At 40.2% G+C, this 19,176-nt stretch carries 16 protein-coding genes; 12 read left to right on the forward strand and 4 right to left on the reverse strand.

Going from position 1 to position 19,176, the window contains the following annotated elements; translation table 11 throughout:
• Window positions 1-33 precede the first annotated feature (33 nt).
• Window positions 34-1,167: a phosphoglycerate kinase gene (locus tag GP480_RS01730; RefSeq protein ID WP_160095319.1), complete on the forward strand. Its 1,134-nt coding sequence runs from the start codon at window positions 34-36 to the stop codon at window positions 1,165-1,167.
• 99 nt (window positions 1,168-1,266) lie between these two features.
• Here the strand turns inward: GP480_RS01730 and ispH are convergent, their stop codons facing one another.
• Entirely contained in the window at window positions 1,267-2,178 is a 912-nt protein-coding gene (gene ispH / locus GP480_RS01735; RefSeq protein WP_160095321.1) for a 4-hydroxy-3-methylbut-2-enyl diphosphate reductase, read from the reverse strand.
• 219 nt (window positions 2,179-2,397) lie between these two features.
• Between ispH and GP480_RS01740 the strand changes: the two genes are divergently transcribed.
• From GP480_RS01740 to GP480_RS01755, 4 genes are all read left to right on the forward strand, one after another.
• Entirely contained in the window at window positions 2,398-2,697 is a 300-nt protein-coding gene (locus tag GP480_RS01740; protein WP_160095323.1) for a hypothetical protein, read from the forward strand.
• Entirely contained in the window at window positions 2,694-3,404 is a 711-nt protein-coding gene (locus tag GP480_RS01745; RefSeq protein WP_160095325.1) for a uroporphyrinogen-III synthase, read from the forward strand. The genes GP480_RS01740 and GP480_RS01745 overlap by 4 nt, the downstream gene beginning before the upstream one ends.
• Window positions 3,405-3,496: 92 nt before the next feature.
• A complete protein-coding gene (locus tag GP480_RS01750; RefSeq protein WP_160095327.1) occupies window positions 3,497-4,669 on the forward strand; it encodes an EAL domain-containing protein in 1,173 nt (390 codons plus the stop codon).
• Complete coding sequence (locus tag GP480_RS01755; RefSeq protein ID WP_160095329.1) at window positions 4,666-5,832, forward strand: 1-deoxy-D-xylulose-5-phosphate reductoisomerase; 1,167 nt, start codon at window positions 4,666-4,668, stop codon at window positions 5,830-5,832. The genes GP480_RS01750 and GP480_RS01755 overlap by 4 nt, the downstream gene beginning before the upstream one ends.
• 206 nt (window positions 5,833-6,038) lie before the next feature.
• Here the strand turns inward: GP480_RS01755 and obgE are convergent, their stop codons facing one another.
• Window positions 6,039-7,064 (reverse strand): GTPase ObgE, encoded by a 1,026-nt coding sequence (gene obgE, locus GP480_RS01760; RefSeq protein WP_160095331.1) that lies wholly within the window; start codon window positions 7,062-7,064, stop codon window positions 6,039-6,041.
• A 527-nt stretch (window positions 7,065-7,591) separates the two neighbouring features.
• Here obgE and GP480_RS01765 point away from each other — a divergent pair.
• Window positions 7,592-8,266, forward strand: a complete 675-nt coding sequence (locus GP480_RS01765) for an SDR family NAD(P)-dependent oxidoreductase (RefSeq protein ID WP_160095333.1) — start codon at window positions 7,592-7,594, stop codon at window positions 8,264-8,266.
• 95 nt (window positions 8,267-8,361) lie between these two features.
• Entirely contained in the window at window positions 8,362-9,288 is a 927-nt protein-coding gene (locus GP480_RS01770) for a tyrosine-type recombinase/integrase (protein WP_160095335.1), read from the forward strand.
• Between the two features lie 243 nt (window positions 9,289-9,531).
• Here GP480_RS01770 and GP480_RS01775 read toward each other — a convergent pair whose 3' ends face one another.
• Window positions 9,532-10,254 (reverse strand): phosphoribosylformylglycinamidine synthase subunit PurQ, encoded by a 723-nt coding sequence (locus GP480_RS01775; RefSeq protein ID WP_160095337.1) that lies wholly within the window; start codon window positions 10,252-10,254, stop codon window positions 9,532-9,534.
• Between the two features lie 86 nt (window positions 10,255-10,340).
• Window positions 10,341-13,109 (reverse strand): hypothetical protein, encoded by a 2,769-nt coding sequence (locus GP480_RS01780; protein ID WP_160095339.1) that lies wholly within the window; start codon window positions 13,107-13,109, stop codon window positions 10,341-10,343.
• Between the two features lie 436 nt (window positions 13,110-13,545).
• Between GP480_RS01780 and GP480_RS01785 the strand changes: the two genes are divergently transcribed.
• The 5 genes from GP480_RS01785 (at window position 13,546) to GP480_RS01805 (ending at window position 18,957) form a co-directional block, all read left to right on the forward strand.
• Complete coding sequence (locus GP480_RS01785; RefSeq protein WP_160095341.1) at window positions 13,546-13,980, forward strand: acyl carrier protein; 435 nt, start codon at window positions 13,546-13,548, stop codon at window positions 13,978-13,980.
• Complete coding sequence (fabF, locus tag GP480_RS01790) at window positions 13,981-15,228, forward strand: beta-ketoacyl-ACP synthase II (protein ID WP_160095343.1); 1,248 nt, start codon at window positions 13,981-13,983, stop codon at window positions 15,226-15,228.
• A 12-nt stretch (window positions 15,229-15,240) separates the two neighbouring features.
• On the forward strand, window positions 15,241-16,080 hold the full coding sequence (gene hemF, locus GP480_RS01795; protein ID WP_201798659.1) for an oxygen-dependent coproporphyrinogen oxidase: 840 nt from the start codon (window positions 15,241-15,243) through the stop codon (window positions 16,078-16,080).
• Window positions 16,081-16,122: 42 nt separating this feature from the next.
• Entirely contained in the window at window positions 16,123-16,704 is a 582-nt protein-coding gene (locus GP480_RS01800; RefSeq protein WP_160095347.1) for a retropepsin-like aspartic protease family protein, read from the forward strand.
• 177 nt (window positions 16,705-16,881) lie between these two features.
• On the forward strand, window positions 16,882-18,957 hold the full coding sequence (locus GP480_RS01805; RefSeq protein WP_237111381.1) for an inverse autotransporter beta domain-containing protein: 2,076 nt from the start codon (window positions 16,882-16,884) through the stop codon (window positions 18,955-18,957).
• Window positions 18,958-19,176: the final 219 nt, after the last annotated feature.

Here is a 19,176-nt window from a genome sequence, read left to right on the forward strand (position 1 = left end):
AAATAGTAATGAACGTTTTCAAGTTATCTGTAAATGATTGATATAGAAGATGTAAAAGACTGCAGAGTAGTTCTTCGGGTCGATTTTAATGTTCCGGTTAATCAAGAGGGTTCAATAATTGATTTTTCCAGGATTGCGGTAGTTTTGCCAACTATAAATCTACTTTTAAAAAATGGTTGCAGTATATTATTGGTCTCTCATTTTGGTAAACCAGCTGCTGCTATTAAGGAGAAATTCTCATTTGAGAAAATTATTGGACAGATTTGTCGGTTTACTGGCTTGAATATACGTATTGTATCGGATCCAAGTGATGAACTTCTGCTCAAACATGGGGAGATTGTACTCTTAGAAAACATAAGATTCTTTACTGGTGAGGTGGAGAACGATTCTAAATTTGCAATGCTCATTGCAAGACACGGTGATGTGTATGTAAATGATGCTTTTTCTGTTTCGCACAGGGAACACGCATCCATAGTGGGACTACCACAATTTCTTCCATCTGCTATGGGTTTGGCATTTTTACGGGAATATCAAGAGCTAGACAATGCAGCTACAAGGAGTACCGTCGCAGTGATTGGTGGTAGCAAAATTTCAACGAAGCTTCCATTAATACGAGGTCTTCTGAAAAAAGTAAAAATGGTAATATTGGGTGGTGCTCTAGTAAATATGATATTGCGTTCTAGGGGTTATAGCATAGGCAGATCCATGTGCGAGGATTGTCACTGTGATATTTCATTACCTGAACTTTTTATACCATTTGATTTCGTTACCTCACGTGGGGTTGAGGATCAAAATTTCCACCTTACTGATGCCAGGATGATCCCTCAAGATGAAATGATTTTGGATGTAGGGCCGGCATCGCTCATTGCAATGAAGAGCATTCTTTCAAAAGCAGAGAAGATTTTATGGAATGGTCCAATTGGTGCTTTTGAATTTGAGCCGTTTTGTGCTGGTACAAATGCGTTAGCTCAATTTATTTCTTTCCTAACAAAGAATGCGAATATCAAGAGCATAATAGGAGGAGGCGATACCTTAGCTGCAATTAAGTCACTCCAGGAGCCATGTTTTTCCTATATTTCTACATCTGGGGGTGCTTTTCTTAAATTTCAGGAGGATGGTACACTTCCTGGGATAAAAGCCATCAAGACGAGCCCTAACCTTGGTTAATTGGAAAGAGGGGCGTGTATAGGAAGCATGAAGTTGTATATGATAACGAAGGCGGGAGCGCTATAAATCAGATATGAGTTGAAGTTTCATCTCATTTCTCTATATATCCGGGAGCTTGAATTGTACCCTCTCTTTTTTGAATTTAAAGTCTGAAACTTCCGCAGAAGGAAATCTTTTTTTCAAAAATGACACGAGATCTTGCACAAGTATTTCTGGAGCTGAAGCGCCTGAGCTAATTCCGATTTTACCCACTCCTTTAAACCAATCGAGTTGGACTTCATTGTAATTATCTATGAGAAATGCTTTTTGGCATATTTTCGATGAAACACGCATTAGATTCCGTGAATTAGAACTGTTGGTAGAGCCAATTATCAACATTAGGTCTACTTTTTTTGCAAGTGCTTTTACAGTTTCTTGTCTGTTTTGAGTTGCGTAGCATACATCGGACTGCCCGACCACATTTGGGAATTTTTTCTTTATCTTGTTTGTCATTGTTGTCACGTACTCAAGCGCAAGTGTGCTCTGTGTGACGTATGCTAATTTTCCAGCTATTGTGGGGAGATTATCTATATCTTCGGGCTCTTGGACAACGTAAGTTTGTGCCCTGGTTCTTCCAACTGTTCCGATTATTTCAGCATGATTTCTGTTTCCTATGACTAGAATAGTAAAACCTTCTTTTTCAAATCTCTGGACCTCACGATGTATTTTTGAGACCAGAGGACAGGTTGCATTTACGAGTACTAAATCTAGTGACTTTGCGTATTTTTCAATTTCTTCAGAGACACCGTGCGCGCTGAAAATCAGTACTGACTCTGGTTCTACTTTAGTGATGTCTTCTATAAAAGCCACACCTTGTGCTTCGAAATTCTGGACAACACTGGAGTTATGAACTATTTCATGGTAGACAAAAATTTTTTTTCCTGGATACCTTCTTATTGCTATCTCCACTGTTTCTATTGCACGTTCAACACCTGCGCAGAAGCCTCTGGGGGAGGCAATAAATATTTGCATCTTAGTTTTTGTCTTTACAGTTGTGGCCTGTGTACCCGGTAGCACTCAGCAAGGAATTTGTCAATTCTGACAGGGTCTCTGTACATTGTAGTATTAGCATTATTATGCTCCAAGTAAAATTCTTTGACCGGCTTTGTGAATGTTTCAAACAGAGATATACTTGACTTGGATGCCTTTTTAGTCCTGTTAGCAGTGTATCTTTGAGGATTCTTCTATCAAATGAAAAAGTTTGGAACGGCGCTGTGTCAGTTTGATCGGGATTTGATTCTGCAATACGGCGGTGCTAGATTCCTTATCTATTATCATTGGGGGGAAATCATCGGTGAAGATGAGAGATTTAATGGTGTGACGGTCAGGCAAGTTTCATATAGCGGCATTGGGAATATTATTACAGTTCACGTGCGTGCGAGAAACTCCGGAAACGCAGTGAAACTTCGCCACTGCATCGAGGAATTGGAGGAACGCATAAAGTTATGTGCTAAAATTGACTGTGCAATCAAGATAGTGTTGTCGCTATGATCTTGATAACTAGGCCAGTCGAGGATGCGATATATCTACAGCAGCGGCTACGAAGTTTGAACATAGAAAGTCTTATGGAACCACTCTTTGTTCTCCAGCCGCTTTGGTTTGATGTTGCCGAGCTCATTGCTGCAAAGATTGTTGTTAGTAGTAAAAACGCGATTAGAGCGCTCACTTGGGCTAAGGCAAGTAGAGATTTACAATTGTATACGATGAGTGACAATATTGCTGAGTTTGCAATTTTCAGTAGATTTTCTAATGTTGTTTCCTGTGGTTGTGGTACAGCTAATGAACTAGAAGCTTATGTGCTTTCCCACTTTAGTAAAGATGAGAAAGTTATTTATCTTTCTGGAGCGGAGATAACGAGGGACATTGTTTCTTCATGTTTAGAAAGGGGTTTCAAATCAGTAGAGCGTCGAATCTGTTATATGATGTGCCCGGTGAAAGAGTTTTCTAGTAATGTCTATGCTGCGTTAATGAGAAGAAACATTAGTGGTGTAATCTTGCTTTCGGTTCAGGCTGCGGTTTTATGCAAATCACTATTTCTTAAATATGGCATAAGTCCAAATTTTTTTTCTTACTTTGTTATGAGTCCCAGGATAGCATCTACTTTGAGTTGTGATACAGTTTACGTATCTAGTGTGCCCACTTTGGATGCTCTTGTTGATGTAATAGAAAGGCATTACTATGTTGAGCGGAAAACTTAACTCACTAGAGTTATACTTACTATAGGTTTGTGAGATGGTGTGTGATCGATTGTCTTACTGTTTAGGCGTGTTGTGTTTAAAGGATTTTTGCAATGTTTGAGGGGTGTGACTATTTAGTAAAGAAAAAGATCTTGCAGTCTAAATCGGGTACTTTTCTTGTTGCGAAAATATCGAATCCTCTTTCTTACAGAGTTTTTTCTTATGATCAAAGGAAATGTGAGGGGTATCTGCTTGAGTTAGAAAAACGGATGCTTGCGGCTGGTTTAAATATCGTGGCATTTAAGCCACCAGTTATTCTGATTCTTGAGAGTAGTGCAAGTTCTGTGTGGAGCATATATGAAAAGATAACAGAGATTGCTTCTTCCATATTTCTCGAGTACGTGAGCTTTGCTGTAGGTTACTATGTTTTTTCGTTTGAGGCGCCAAGTGAAGTGATAAGAAAAGCCTTCGCGGCTGTTTCTTTTGGTGAAAAGGAGGGTAGTGGGGTTGTCGATTATGCAAGTTGTACTTCGCAGTTGCAAGAATTCTCGGATGCAGTTGCAAAAGCTACGGTGCTGCACAGCGCACTGAGAAACAACGAGTTACTAAACGTCTTTCAGCCAATTGTTGATATAGAGACTTCACGTGTAATTTTTAGTGAATTCCTATTGAGGGTTAAGGGCGAAGAAAGTATCAGGAGTTGTATAGTTGCAGCGGAAAAAACGCATTTGATTTCTGTAGTGGATAAATTTGTTTTCAAGCGCGTTGTTGAACTTCTTGAGCGTCATAGTGATTTAAGATTGTCATTTAATCTTTCCATGCTAAGTGCAAGTGACGAGTTACAGATAGAGGGATTTTTAAAATCCTTTGCTACACTGCAATTCGTTGCAAAAAGGCTAGTTGTAGAGATTACGGAGGGAATATTATTGTCTAATACAGACAAGATGTTTGACTTTATCTTTAAATTAAAATCTCTTGGATGTGGTATAGCTCTAGATGATTTCGGAAAGAATTTCTATCTCCCTTTCTCGCAGCTTGAGAAATTACCGATAGATTATCTTAAGCTTGATAGAGAGTTCGCTGGGGAAATTAAAACTAGTAAGAATGCTTCTATTTTTATTAAAAGTATTCTTGAAATTGCAAATAACTTGAACATTAAGGTAGTTGCGGAGTTTGTTGAAGACAAAAGTGTCTTTGATTTGTTCAAGGAATTAGGAATCAGATATATGCAGGGTAACTATCTATACGAGGCCAGTTCGGAGCTAAAAGATTCTGTAAGTGCATGAAGAAAATCTCCATTTTGGGTTCTACTGGTTCGGTTGGTTGTCAATCTGTTGATGTGGTCTCTCGTTTCTATAGAGATGCAATTAAGGTTGACGCACTGAGCTGTCATAGTAACCACGCATTGTTAATACAGCAGGCGCGTTTATTATCTCCACAAAAGGTTTTTGTTGCTGATGAGTCTTCTTATAGGGAAGTCAAAACTGCTTTATGTTCACAGAATATAGAAGTCATACTTGATCGAGAGATCGAAATAGGCAATGCACTTTGTGACAATGATATGCTTATTGTAAGCATTTCTGGAATTGCTGCCTTAAACCCGATATATAGCGCGATAAGTCGAGGGATTAAAGTTGCGACTTCCAATAAGGAAAGCCTTGTGTGTGGAGGTAGTCTACTCTTACCCTTTGTTGATAAGATCATTCCTTTGGACTCCGAGCATCATGCTGTAGCTAGGTTATTGCGTTCCAAACCTCCTGCGTTTGTCTCAGGAATTACTTTAACTGCTAGTGGTGGACCGTTTTTTCGGAAGAGAAAGAGAAATATTACGGTTGCTTGTGCTCTTGCTCATCCAATTTGGAAGATGGGTAAGAAAAATTCAGTGGATTCTGCCACTATGATGAATAAAGTGTTGGAGGTCATAGAAGCACACTACCTTTTCCGAATACCTAAAGAAAAAATTTCTGTTCTGATACATCCAGAAGCTCTAATACATGGAATGGTTGATTTTTTAGATGGTTCTCAGCACGCTTTTATATCCCTACCGGATATGAGAGTTGGGATAAATAATGCCCTTGCTGGATTGGTTGAAGGCGGTTATGAGAAGACCTATGCCTACGGTAAGGTTCCTTTGGCAACGAGAAAATTTACATTCTATGCCGCAAAAGAGGAGGAATTTCAAGCGCTAAAATTTCTTAAAACTGATCAAGAAATTGTGCTGAGTGCGGTAAATGATCTTGCTGTAGAAGATTTTCTTGCTGGGAAGCTAGATTTTCATAATATACCGGACTTCATTTCCTCTGGGTTGGACAAATTTCAGTACAATAAAGCTGATGTTAAGAACATTGGTGACGTCTTTTCTATTTATGATAAGGCTCAGTGTGTATGTAAGAGTGACAACAGTGGCTCATTTTTCAAGAAGTATCACCCGTTAGTATCAGGCGTGTAAACTTGTGTTGTAGATGTTTGTACCTACTGATTTTCCAACGTGTCTTTCTATTGCAGCGAAAACCGGTTGACCCTATTCTGTAAGTGCTGTCGAACACAGGATTAACTAACTTTTTTTTTGTGTGTAGAATGCTACGCTTTTTATCCTCTAACAGTCCACGCGAGGGCTCTAACAAGTTATTGCCTCGTATACTAAGGGCAGGAAAGCTATACTTTTAATGGGTCATACTTGCTAGGTGATTTGTTGTTCGATTTGTGAAGTTCAACAAGTTTTTGAGCAGCCTCCAGAGGAGACTCAATTTCCTGATCAGTACCTGTGTGCAATGTAAGCTTTCCGCTTCTTTCCTGAATATATTTGCACTTTTCTTGTACTTCATCTTTGGTAAGTAGATCGGACTTTGTAAGAAGAATAAAGTGCTCTTTTGTTTCTAGATTTTTACTATAGAGAGAGAGTTCCTTCAATAAGAGTGTATAAACCGAGTAAATATCTTTTTCTGTTCCGTCTACAAGATATATCAATGCCTTGCAGCGTTCTATATGTTTCAAAAATTTGAATCCCAATCCGAGGTTTTTATGAGCTCCTTGAATAATACCAGGAATATCCGCTATGACTATTTCACGGTTGTTTATTTCCGCTATTCCTACAATTGGCTCAAGCGTTGAAAAAGGATAGTCGGCGATTTTTGGTTTAGCGTTCGAACACCTAGACAAAAACGTAGATTTTCCTGCGTTCGGGAGCCCGACTAAGCCAATATCTGCTAATATTTTTAAATTCAAAATTACGATCTTTTCTTCGCCAGGTTCACCATAGGTAAACTCGGTTGCAGCGCGATTTAATGAATTTTTAAATGTTGCATTACCACGACCACCTTTTCCACCGAAAGCAGAAATGAAGCTTTGTTTAGGCTGTTCCAAATCAGATAAGAGTACTCCATCCTGTGTAAGTATCTGGGTACCTACAGGTACCTTACAAACCAGGTTAGAACCACTTTCACCACGTTTATTAGATTTTCTGCCGGGTTTTCCGTTTTTAGCTTTGAGGTGAGCCCTATGCCGGTAATCCAGTAATGTATTGAGATTCTCGTCTGTGACAAAGACCACGTCTCCTCCATTTCCTCCGCAACCACCATCCGGTCCACCAAACTCAACAAACTTCTCTCTTCGAAAGCTTGAACAGCCGTCTCCACCGTTTCCTGCCTTTAAAAAAACTTTTACTTCGTCTATGAATTTCAAATTTCACTCTCCATTTAAGGTGTGTTTTCTATACCAGTTGTATTTTGAAAATTGTCTTCTGTCAGGTTCATTGTATAGTAATTTTCGCTTTTACCTAAATATAGCTCAAAAAGGTAAATAGCGCTTTTTTTAGGTGTGTGAAGTGATAATTGCTGTCTATTTAAATGTTACAAAATTTATTTTACTGCCTAAGTACACAATGATTCCACCTATAGATGTAAACAAGGCTCGTTCATTTTATCTAATATATCTAATAAAGGGACTTCTCTTGATTGAGTAAGGATAAGTACAAAAAATTTTTACACAAAATAATGAGAATGAACTCTAATCCATGTAATGAGGTGACTTTTTTAGATTTGATAAGACAAATGGTATAGGTTTTAGAAGAACATTCTTTCTATAATTTTGCAAGGAATATGACTCAGGATTGAGGACCAGCATGGCTCTTATACATGTAATAGTCCATTGTACAAAGCCACGGTCCCTATTATAAGATCTTGTACGAGCTTTTTTTTGAAGAGACTTTTATGATGCAGGGAAAAATAGTCTTAGTAACTGGTGTGTGTAACAGGATCGGCGCATCTATAGCGCGAAGATTTGCTTCGGAAGGGGCTTCTCTCGTTTTGCCTGCAGCAGATCTATCGGATCTTGATGAGTTAAATCAAGATATAAAAAAATTGGGAGGAGAGTCAGTTCTTGTGCAAGCAGATGTGCTGGATGTTTTTCAGATGGAATCGCTTAAGGATGCTATCTCAGGTACCTCAAAAAAGTTAGACGTTCTCATCTCTGCGCATTTTTATACAAGTGAGCCCAATCTCCTAGTAGATTATGAAGTTGATGAGTGGAGAAGAATAGTAGAAGAAAATTTTTCTTTAAATTGGTATATGCTCAGAAATTTTGATGGGCTTTTGAAACGTTCTGAGCATGGTAGGGTAATTTTTCTTTCTCTTGAGAAAATTGTTGGCAAAAACCCTTTGTATTTTTCCCCGTATGTTGCAAGTAATGCAGCTCTTGCGCAGCTTATGAAAGGATATGCCAATGATGTTCTAAATTATGGTATGTGCGTAAACATGGTTGCCTTAGAAGGATACGAAGAGGGTATTGCTGTGGAACCTCAGCCTGAATGTGTGGAACTTTTTCTTCAGTTGAGTTCAGCACACTATAAGATCTCTGGTAGGAAACATTATGTTTCTTATAGTTAAATTGGAATACTAGTCTTACTCAAATTGAGCTTCTACTTAAAGCCTATTTGCTCTTTTTAAAAGTGTGTCAGTGCTGGAAGTTTTTTCTATGAATTGTGGAGTATAGAATTGATCCCTCGGTTTACGCCATTCTTGATGAGTGGACAAGATGGTTAGGTGGTGTAAAGTGCTTTTCTAGTAATACATTGGTTGCCTACAATAGGGATGCTATTGCTTTTTTGGATTTCCTTTCTACTTACAGAGGCGAATCTGTGTGTTGTGCTAGCCTGAAGTGCATAGATGATAAAGATTTACGCGCCTGGCTTGCTAGTAGAAGAAAAAATTCTATTTCTTTCCGCACAAATGCAAGAGCTTTGTCTTCAGTAAAGAGCTTTTTTAGATACCTTGCGAAACATAAGGAAGTTGTAAATGAAGATGTCTTAAGTGTTGTATTGAGGTTTAAGCCGAAGATGCTGCCACGTTCTTTAAGTTTTAAGGAAATAATAGAATTAATTGAAAAATTTTCTTCCTTGAAGATAAGTTGGATAGTAAAGAGGAACATTGCTCTATGCTATTTGTTGTATGGTTCTGGTTTGAGGATTAGTGAAGCGTTGAGTCTAAGAGTTGATGATCTTGCTCATAGTGAGATCAAAATAGTGGGTAAAGGTGGTAGGGAAAGAATGATTCGGTTGTTGCCTATAGTACGTGTTGCATTGGCAGATTATATTGCTTTGTGTCCATTCGAGTTGGATGAGGGAAGTTTTCTTTTTTTGGATCGGAACGGAAATAAGTTGTGTAGGACTGCTGTAGCAGGGGCTTTCCTCTCAATTCGTAGACAATTCAATCTTCCAGAGCATACTACGCCACACGCGCTTAGACACAGCTTTGCTACACATCTACTACAAGAGGGTGTTGGTGTTCGTAAAATACAGGAATTGTTAGGGCACGCCTCACTTGCGAGCACTGAGATCTATGCAAAACTGAATGCTGAGTCACTCATGGAAAAGTATAGGCAATTCTCTGTAAGAGATAGGGATGATTGAGCCCTATCTAAGAGGAGTTGAGTTGCCGTAGAGTTAGCAACAATGAGTGTGCTTCTATTCTAGTGTCCTACACTTTTGAGCTTGTATCAGGTTGATGTAGGGGAGTAAAAAGGTTTTTCGAGCGTGATAATATTGAAACATACGCCTCAGTCGTGGTTTAGCTGTGAGAGACGTAAAAGCGTGAAGAAAAGCCAATGCCTTAAAACACTGAGGCGCCGAAGCAACAAAACCGAGATAGCTAGGTTAACGAAAGTAATCGTACGCGTTTTTAAAAATTTGCATCCCAGGCCCATCTCTAGGGATTGGTACATTCTCTCTTCTGCACTTCTCTCGAACCATATAGTAGTCGTCAGTTTGTACGAGAGAAACCGCTCTCTCTGGATGGGGCATAGTAATCAGCATCTTTCCCTCATATGCAGTAACAGCAGCAATCCTGTCGTAAGAACCATTCACATCCTGGGTGTACCGCATGGCGACATCGACTTTCAAATTGCCCATATCTAGGGGTACTAATTTTCCCTCGCCATGAGCAATTGGTAAACGGATTCTATGAATACCCCTCATCCAAATAGAACCACTCTCAGGCACTTCAACGTCTTGCCACTCACATTGATACTGGTTCGAGGTATTTGCCTCAAAAGTGACCTCCAGATCTTTGATTAAACGTACAAGTATCTGTGCACCATTACATATGCCTATGACTAGTTTATCTTCTTCTAGGAAGTTCTCTACTTTTTCTAGCAAGGGAGCAGTTTTACACGCGAACGCGTTTCCCGCGCCTGTATTATCAGCAAAAGAGAAACCCCCAGGAATCGCAAGAACTTGGTAACTGCGAAGTTTGCCAGGGTTGCTGAGCAAATCATTTAGATGCAAGATGCTCCCTGTAAAACCGGAAAGCTCAAACGCACGAAGTGTCTCGTCCTCGCAGTTAAGCCCATACCCAGACAGCACAAGTACACTAGCCATCTTTTTTTCAAAACCTTAAATGTAGTGTAACACACTCACGTGTAAAATACATGTCGAAATATCCAATATCATTGTCCTCACTCCCTTTATCGGGAACCGCTTTGAATTTTAGTAACGCATGTATAGGCAATACAGGATATGAGTGCACCAGTTAGGATACTACCAACAGCTTGTAGTGCCACAGGCATATTTTCGAATCTTGGTATTAGGGGAATCAGCAGATAGATTATAGCTGCCAGCACCACGGCTGTAGCTACGGCAATGAACATGTTTTTCATACGTTCAGACAGTGCTTGTTCAGTTTTCTTTGGTGCTGCTGGACTTTTACCTCTGCTTCGCGCGAAAAACGAACTAACGTTCCTTGAGAATCTCTGTAACACTCCCGCTTCGCATTGCTCTACGGCAGTTTTATCTTCAGGTGCATCTTTTTTTGCAACAGGTTTGCTTGAGAGACTTTGCGAGGAATCCGGTTCAGGAACTTTTTCCTCTACGGTGACTTTTAATTCACATCTTATTTCCTCCACTAGTGCTTTAACTGTCTCACTCTTCTCAGTGAGTACTGATAATGGTAGTACTATTCCACTATCAAAGCAGAGCGTACCAGCTATCTGAGCGGGTTTTTGTAGTTTAGGTTTACACCCAGTTCCAATAAATTCTTCACCCCATGAAAGTTTTACCGCTGCTACAGGCGGACTATCTTCTTTCATCTGGAGAGTAGTTTGAGAGGGTGTTAAGATCGAGAGAGGATCTGTGTCTTTTGCTGTCAACGGTAATGCAGCCATGATTGCCTCGGTGACTGAGCGTACGTTTTCCTGAATTATTGGGAACCGAGTTGCTGCTCTTACTACACTGCGTAATCCTTCTTCTGTTACTTTTACAAGCTTGTCAGAAGCGATAATACAACTCGACTGTCCCTCTGTAATGTGACATCCCCTTGTGAAGATTGTCTGAGCTGGAAGTACACCTACGGTTTCTGCATTGAGTACCATTATTGCCACGGAGACTATGTATGTGCTGTCGGTTCCTATACTTACACTGCAGAATGATCCAAGATGCGGTTGGGTTACAGCACCTGGAGTGAGTTTACAACACTCATCTGAGCATTGGTATCTCTCCAGTGCTTCTTGTAAAACTTCCACCAGACGTGGGAGAAGGCGCTCCGGATGAGGCATGCAAATAGCCATGCTGCCTTTTCCCTCTGTGGCTGATTTGCATATTTTGTGGTAGCTGGGGTCACCGTAGACAGTTTCGTTTCTAGCGCAACGTTGGCTCTCTGGGGGAATCGTGTCCACTAAAGCGGCTGTAGCTTTTAAACTGCTGCAGAGATAGTGTACTAAGGTTCTACTCCAAGTGCCCTGAAGCAATTCAGTCGGACATTGAAGAAAGCATTGCCTTGATGTTAGATCGAATAATACTTTGAACTGTGGTGCTAGAGTACTTGATAAAGGTAAATCAGTAGTTTGCTCTATGATTGTCTTGAGTAAGTTATTGGCAGCTTTGAAGTATGGTGTACATTCCAGCGAAAGTGCGCATATTTCTTGAATGAAAGGGAAGCACGCACTTTGTCCGCCAGGGAAATGACGTAGCACTAGAAATGTACCATTATCATTCCCTTCTACTTCTATTTTTTGGTAAGGTATGCGTAATCTTGGGTCTACAATAGATGTCAAACTTGCGCAAAATGCACGCAAATCCTCTATTTGAGATTGTGTTAGGTTGCCTATCTTGTAGGTAAGTTGTGGCCCTGTTTTCTCATGTTTGTTTTTCTGAACAACCGATGACGCTGTAGCACCTTGCACTATGCTGGTTGTTTCTACGGAAAAACCAGCTATAGTGTTTCCCTCAAAAGTGGATGAAGATACCGGAATCACTGATGGAGTTGCTCCAGTAACGTTCATTATTGTTCTAGCTAGGATCTCTGTTGTCCATGGATTTGAAGCTCTTGCTGCAGCTAGCCATTCATGTACGGCTCTAAGAGTGCCGAATGTGATGCTATCTGTGGATATCTCCTCAGGTTTTGGTTTTCCTGGATCATTGAGATGGCTTAAAAAATCTGCAGTCCCATCCAAATAGTGTGCTTTGACAATTATTCCGCCTTCATCCCCATTTTCTTCATCCCCATTTGATGATGTGACATCCACGTTTCGCAACCCAAAGGCATCAGATATTTCTGATGCATACATGTTTGCCAGCTCCATGCCAGGCTGGACTTCCTCTTTGAGGGTTTTAGCTTCTTCAGCTTTTAGAAGCCTTAGTTGGAGTTCTTCTGTACTCTCTCCTGGAAGGATTTGGTCAAGTTTTTGAGTTACTCTCTTAATGCTTGCTTTGGCCTTTTTCTTTAGTGCACTACTGCTGGCTGTAAGAGTCTGTGACCAACGTTTCAACAGCTTTTTTCGTGTTCCTTGAGGCTGTTCTCCTTGTTGCTGTGAATCTGGTACACCCTGTTGAGTAGATGCATTTGACTGTGCGTCTCCTTGTTCTTGAGGCTGTTCTCCTTGTTGCTGTGAATCTGGTACACCCTGTTGAGTAGATGCATTTGACTGTGCGTCTCCTTGTTCTTGAGGCTGTTCTCCTTGTTGCTGTGAATCTGGTACACCCTGTTGAGTAGATGCATTTGACTGTGCGTCTCCTTGTTCTTGAGGCTGTTCTCCTTGTTGCTGTGAATCTGGTACACCCTGTTGAGTAGATGCATTTGACTGTGCGTCTCCTTGTTCTTGAGGCTGTTCTCCTTGTTGCTGTGAATCTGGTACACCCTGTTGAGTAGATGCATTTGACTGTGCGCCTTCCTGTTCTTGAGGCTGTTCTCCTTGTTGTGTGTCTTGCATTTCTAATCCATCTTTCTTATGTGGCAACATCGATATACTTCCCGTTCATCTAGATCACAACGAAAACCTACCAGCAGTACAAATCTCCTGGAGAGTGAAACAGTAAAATTACACTTTCTACAGTTTATCTGTAAATTTTTTTGCTTCTAGCATAACCTGGTTATTTTCACACGGTAGAGGAATTGTTGATTTTAGCTATTCCAATGAAAGTGTGATGCAGATCAGACTGAGGCAAACCATTTGTGCTAAATTTTAACATAGAATTTTGTTTCATGCTCACACAATAAAGTAAATTTTAAATTTTCTTTATAAATTAATTTTAAAGAAAATTTATCAAATTTTGACGCGCTAAAGGGAAAACCTTACTTTGGCAAAAGAATAAAGGTCCTGTAAAAAAGAAAATACGAATGATTGCAGTAGGATTTTCATTAAGATATATTTGTCCTGGATCTAGCGTTTTGTTTTAATGGAAGCAACACAGGAAAAATTTAGGAGGATCGTTCTTGAGCACACAGTTAAGGTCTCTGTTATGCGTGCTTTGAGCCTTTCGGATGAGAAGTATGACGAAATAAAGTTGGAAACAGACCTTGGCTCCGAGCTTGGTATAGATAGCCTCGATGCTGCTGAAATAATTATGCGTGTTGAAGAAGATCATGATCTTGAGGAGATTCCTGAAGATTATGCGAGGAAGGCAAATACGGTTAAACACATTTATGATTATGTGCTTGAACACTGTACTAAGCCGTTGGATAAGTTAATCGATTTCAGCAAAAAAGATGCTTTTTTTAATAGATTTTTGGCTAATACTTCTGAGGCGTTTAATTGTGAGCTTTCTACACTTGAGAATGTCTCCAGCATGAGTGATCTAGTCTCTGTGCTTACTTCCGCTTCAACAAAGTAGATGCAAAAGAGAGTTGTAGTAACCGGATTAGGGTTGCTTACTTGTCTGTCCAGCAATAGAGAGGGGTCTTGGGCCCTAATCCTTGAGTCAAGGTCTGGCGTGCGGACGCTTTCTACTGTGGAAACAGAGGGCCTTCCAGTTACTATAGGTGGGGAGGTGTTGGAGTGTGGAGAGGACGGCTTTGAATATAAAAAATTCGGTGATCCCCGAAAACACGATCGCTATATACTGTACGGTATAGCTGCGTCTAGAGAGGCAATACGACATTCGCAGTTACTGGAATATCCTTCCTTAGACAAGAGAAGGGTTGGTGTATCAATAGGTTCGGGCATAGGAGGGTTACCACTTATCGAGAAAAACTCAATTCTTCTCCGTGAAGAGGGCATACGAAAAGTAAGTCCGTTTTTTATTCCGGCGAGTTTAATCAATCTTACTTCAGGTAATGTTGCAATTGAAAATGGATTTACAGGGCCAAATGATGCATTGGTCACTGCATGTGCAACAGGTGCTCACGCAATAGTTAACTCTTGGCGCATAATTGCGAATGACGAAGCTGATGTTATGATAGCTGGCGCTTCTGAAGGGGCTTTATGTCGAGTCGGGATAGCTGGGTTTGCTAATATGAAAGCTCTTTCTAGACGTAATGATGAGCCAGAGAAGGCATCTAGGCCGTGGGACGTTGATAGGGACGGTTTCGTAATGAGTGATGGTGCTGGGGTTATGGTGCTCGAAGAATATGGCCATGCAAAAAAACGTGGAGCGCGAATTTATGCTGAATTAGTAGGTTTTGGTGTTTCTGGAGATGCTTACCATGTCGCCGCTCCTAATCCGAGTGGAGATGGTGCACTTGCTGCGATGACGTCTGCAATAAAAATGTCTGGAGTCGGACTAAACGAGATCGATTATATTAATGCGCATGGAACATCCACACCTAATGGTGATGCTGCTGAACTGAATGCTCTAAGGCGTTTGTTTGGTAATTCTTTGGGAATGGGTGTATCTTCAACGAAATCATCTATAGGTCATGCTTTGGGTGCCGCTGGTGGTATAGAAGCGGTTCTCTGTGTACTTGCTATGCGTGATTCGGTAATGCCCCCAACTATTAATTTGGATAAACCTGACGATTGTACTAGTGGATTTAATTTGGTGCCACACACGCCTCAAGAGAAAATTCTGCGGTATGTACTCTCAAATTCTTTTGGCTTCGGGGGAACTAATGTATCATTGTTGTTTGGACAATGTTCATAGTTGGAGGTCTGTGTGTTAAGTGAGAAAAAAGATATCGCAGCTGCCTGGTTTAGAGAGCTAAGAAATCGTATCAGGGATGAATTTGTTGCCATAGAAAAAGAGTTTGATCCGAATTTTCAGTCGGGCTTTACAGTGGAGTCTTGGGAGCGAGAAGATGGCGGGGGCGGCGAAATGAGCCTCATGTACGGTACTGTATTTGAGAAGATAGGTGTGAATATATCAACCGTGCATGGCCTCCTTAGTGAAGAGTTTGCATCCAAAATTCCTGGTGCCGCAGAAAGTGGAAGAAAGTTCTGGGCGAGTGGTATTTCACTGGTGGCGCATATGAGTTCCCCCCTTGTTCCTGCAGTGCACATGAATACGCGCATGATAGTTACCGATAAATACTGGTTTGGTGGTGGTGCAGACTTGACTCCTATGTATTACAACGAGGAGGACGCAAAGACCTTCCACGCCGAGTTTAAAGAGGTGTGTAATAAACATGATAGTAACTATTACGATAAATTCAGCAAATGGGCGGATGAATATTTTTACATAAAGCATAGAAATGAACCTAGAGGTATAGGGGGAATATTCTACGATTACTTAAGAACAGATGATTGGGAGAAGGATTTTTCTTTTACGAAAGATGTTGGTAAGTGCTTCCTTTCGGTATATCCAAAGATAGTGAGGAAAAATATGCACCTCTCTTATACAAATGAACAGAGGCAGTTTCAGCTTCTCAAGAGGGGTAGGTATGTTGAGTTTAATCTTCTATATGATAGAGGTACCGAGTTCGGTCTCAAGACGGGTGGTAATGTGAAGGCAATCCTAATGTCTTTACCTCCTGTGGTAGAGTGGAGAGATTTTTAAAGGTGCTTTATTATCCTTTCATGGGGTAGTTTGGTCTAATACATGGAGTTTGTTTACCTGCTTGTTATTCTCGCTGTTTTTTTCTTTATTTATCAGCGGACTTCAAGCAGGTTAGGTTCTGGTGGATTAGCAAGTCTCCTTGTTTGGGGCATTGTGATATGTGTGGTGGTCTCCATATACAATGCTGGGGACAGGATTTTTCAAAACAAGCTGCTTGGTGAGATCTATGAGAAAGTTCAAACTGGAATATCAAATGAGCAGGTTGGTTTTAGAAAAGCGAGAGATGGGCACTTTTATGTCGATATTATCGTTGGTGGTGTGAAGCTAAAGTGTCTGGTTGATACAGGTGCTTCGGATACGGTTCTATCACAAAAAGATGCTATGAAACTAGGGATCGATCCTGGTGTTCTCAACTACAGCAAAGAGTATAGCACCGCTAATGGAAAGATAAGGGCAGCTCCTGTGATCTTGCGAGATGTCTATCTAAGCAGTTATTACATTCCTCATCTAGAAGTAAGTGTTTCGGCAGTGAGAGAGCAGGAAAAGTCTTTATTGGGGATGTCATTCTTGAAGCATTTTGATTTTTTTATAAAAAAAGATATCTTGTTTTTGCTGCAAAAATAACTTTCTAATTATCTAGTAAAAATTAGAAAATTGTATTATTCTTGCTCCAGGATTATTTCTAATTTAGTGTAGATCTCTTTTAGGATTCCAATAAGATTCATTTATGCGTTAAGAGATTTGCTGAAAATTAAAACTTTCCTGAAAGAATGTGCGAAATTTCTTGTAGTGCCGTTATTGATGAAAAATTTCAGAAGTGTTTCTAAGGCAAGATTGTTGCTTTTCCTCTCTGGTTTTTGTTTTGCAGTTCCTACTCAGCTGAAAGCGTCGGATCTGAAAAATCATGGTGAAATCGTAACTGAGAATAGTTGCTTGAATGGGCGAGGTGTGTGTTACAAGAGGGTTAATACTACAGGGCTTTTGAACAGTATAAGTACGACTTTCAGTGAATTAAAAAATTCCAGGACTAGTAATGAGAAACGCTTTGTTAACAGAGAGGGTAATAATATTCGGTTTAATCGTGAAGCGCCTGACTTGGAAGGAGATTCTTTTCAATCAAAGGGCAAAGTAGACAGTTCACAAGGCGGGTTGTCAGAACTGATAAAGAACTTACCTAAAGCGGAAGGACTAAAGGTAAATACTCGAGCAAATGTCTTTGGGCTGGAAAAGGTAGCAACACAGAGTGGTCTAAGGAATAAAAGTCGTTATGCGGGTGGTGCGCGCTTCACACTTACTCACGAGTTTAGCGATTCCGGCAAGCAGGTTGTAAAGATGTCCGAGTTTGGTGCTCTTTTACCGCTATTATCTAGAGAAGATGGCCTTATTTACATTGATCTTAAATCGAAGCTGTACGATGCCAAAGCAAGTGAGATTAGTACGGGAGTTGTTTTTCGGAGAAAAATGTCTCCTTTCCTTACAGGAGGTATAAACCTCTTTACAGATGTACGCTTTTTACCTGAGGGTAATTATGGGTGGTATTCACTGGGTGGGGAGATATTTTTCAAATCTTTCTCTTTAAACGCTAACTATTACCGTTCAAATAAAAGAGGTAATCTTTCGCTTGTTAAGAAGCTGGATTTAAATCCTACAAGCTTAGGGAAGTCAACAGTTGTGCTTCATGAGAGGGTTGCCGGTAACGGTTGTGATTTAGGTTTTGGTTTAACTCTTAATGAATACATTCATGTTCGTGGTGGTGCGTTTTTATTCAATAGTCCTTATAACAAAGAAGAAAAGTTTTCGGGTTATAGGGCTGGAATAGATTTTTCTCTTTACCTGAACGATCGCTTCAGTGTATTAGTATCACCAGAATTTGTGACTGATAATAAGAAGAACTCATTCTCAATAAATGTTGGGTTTGATTTACCAGTTGGTAAGGATTACACAAAATTGTTGGGGCATGTCAGGAGAGACAAAGATATAGTACTGTTTGATACTGATAATTCGTATGATGTTAATGCGGTTTTCTTGAGTGGAGAGAAAGAGCATAAAGTTGAGGAGATAATTGAAGTTTCTAAGGGGAATGAAATCAAAACCGCTGAGAAGCCTACTACTGAAGAGCAAGTGCAAGCAAGCTCAGGTACTTCCCTTGCTAGTAGTAGTCCAGGTGCAAAGAATGTGGAAACTGTGCCGCTAAGAAAGTTGTACATTATCAAAGATGTTGAAAAGGAGAACGCCGAGGGGGAAAGTGCTGAAGGGGCTGCTGAAATAACTTTACCAAAAGAGCTTAAGTCTGTAATTGTTTCAGATGAAACCTTATTGAAGGTACACGTATCATACCCAGGTGGAGAAAAAATAGTAGATTATCTCATTCCTAGGAGTAAGAGGACGCTTAAATTCAGCCCTGATGCGGATGGAAGTATCTCGCATTCAATGATCAATGGTGCGACAGTGGATTTAGGTGATTCTAGCAAATATACTCTGACGGATGTTGTGTTCAATGCAAGCCTTATCAAAAGTGATAAAGAGCACCCGTTCCAGGATGATAAAAATGTGAGCATATTCAATTCTGAATTGGAATTCTCGCATGATAAATTGCAGTCTGCATTCTATTCAACAAAGAATGATGTTCGAGATGGAAAACCGGATGTAAGCTATTCTCTAAAAGATGTATATATAAAATTGCCTACAGTTGAGCATGATCCAAAGAATCCAGCTAAGGGTGATTTTAAAGCTCTCTTTGCTGGTGATCTAGATAAGACGGGCAAAATTGATGTCACACTTGCAGGTGAGATCAAAATAGATACGAAGCCGTCAATTGAGGCAAAACAAAAAGCAGAGAGAGCAAAAACTGCTTCTGAGACTCAAACTACTAGTTAAGTGTTACAACTACAAGTTAGGATAGGTCAGGTTTGTTCAGTGATGTACTAGAATAAAAGCCCAGCTTAGCATTCAAGGTGAATAAGATATACTAATCCAAGTGCCGTGAAGACCGCAGATCTAGGAAAGATTGATTGAGGTCTTTTTGTCTTGGTCATAAGATTTTGGTTTTCGAGTTTGCTTCTTGGATTAGTGATTCTTTGATTCCTAAGCTTTTAT

The organism is Neorickettsia findlayensis, assembly GCF_009856525.1.
In the GTDB taxonomy this organism is placed as follows: Bacteria; Pseudomonadota; Alphaproteobacteria; order Rickettsiales; family Anaplasmataceae; genus Neorickettsia; species Neorickettsia findlayensis.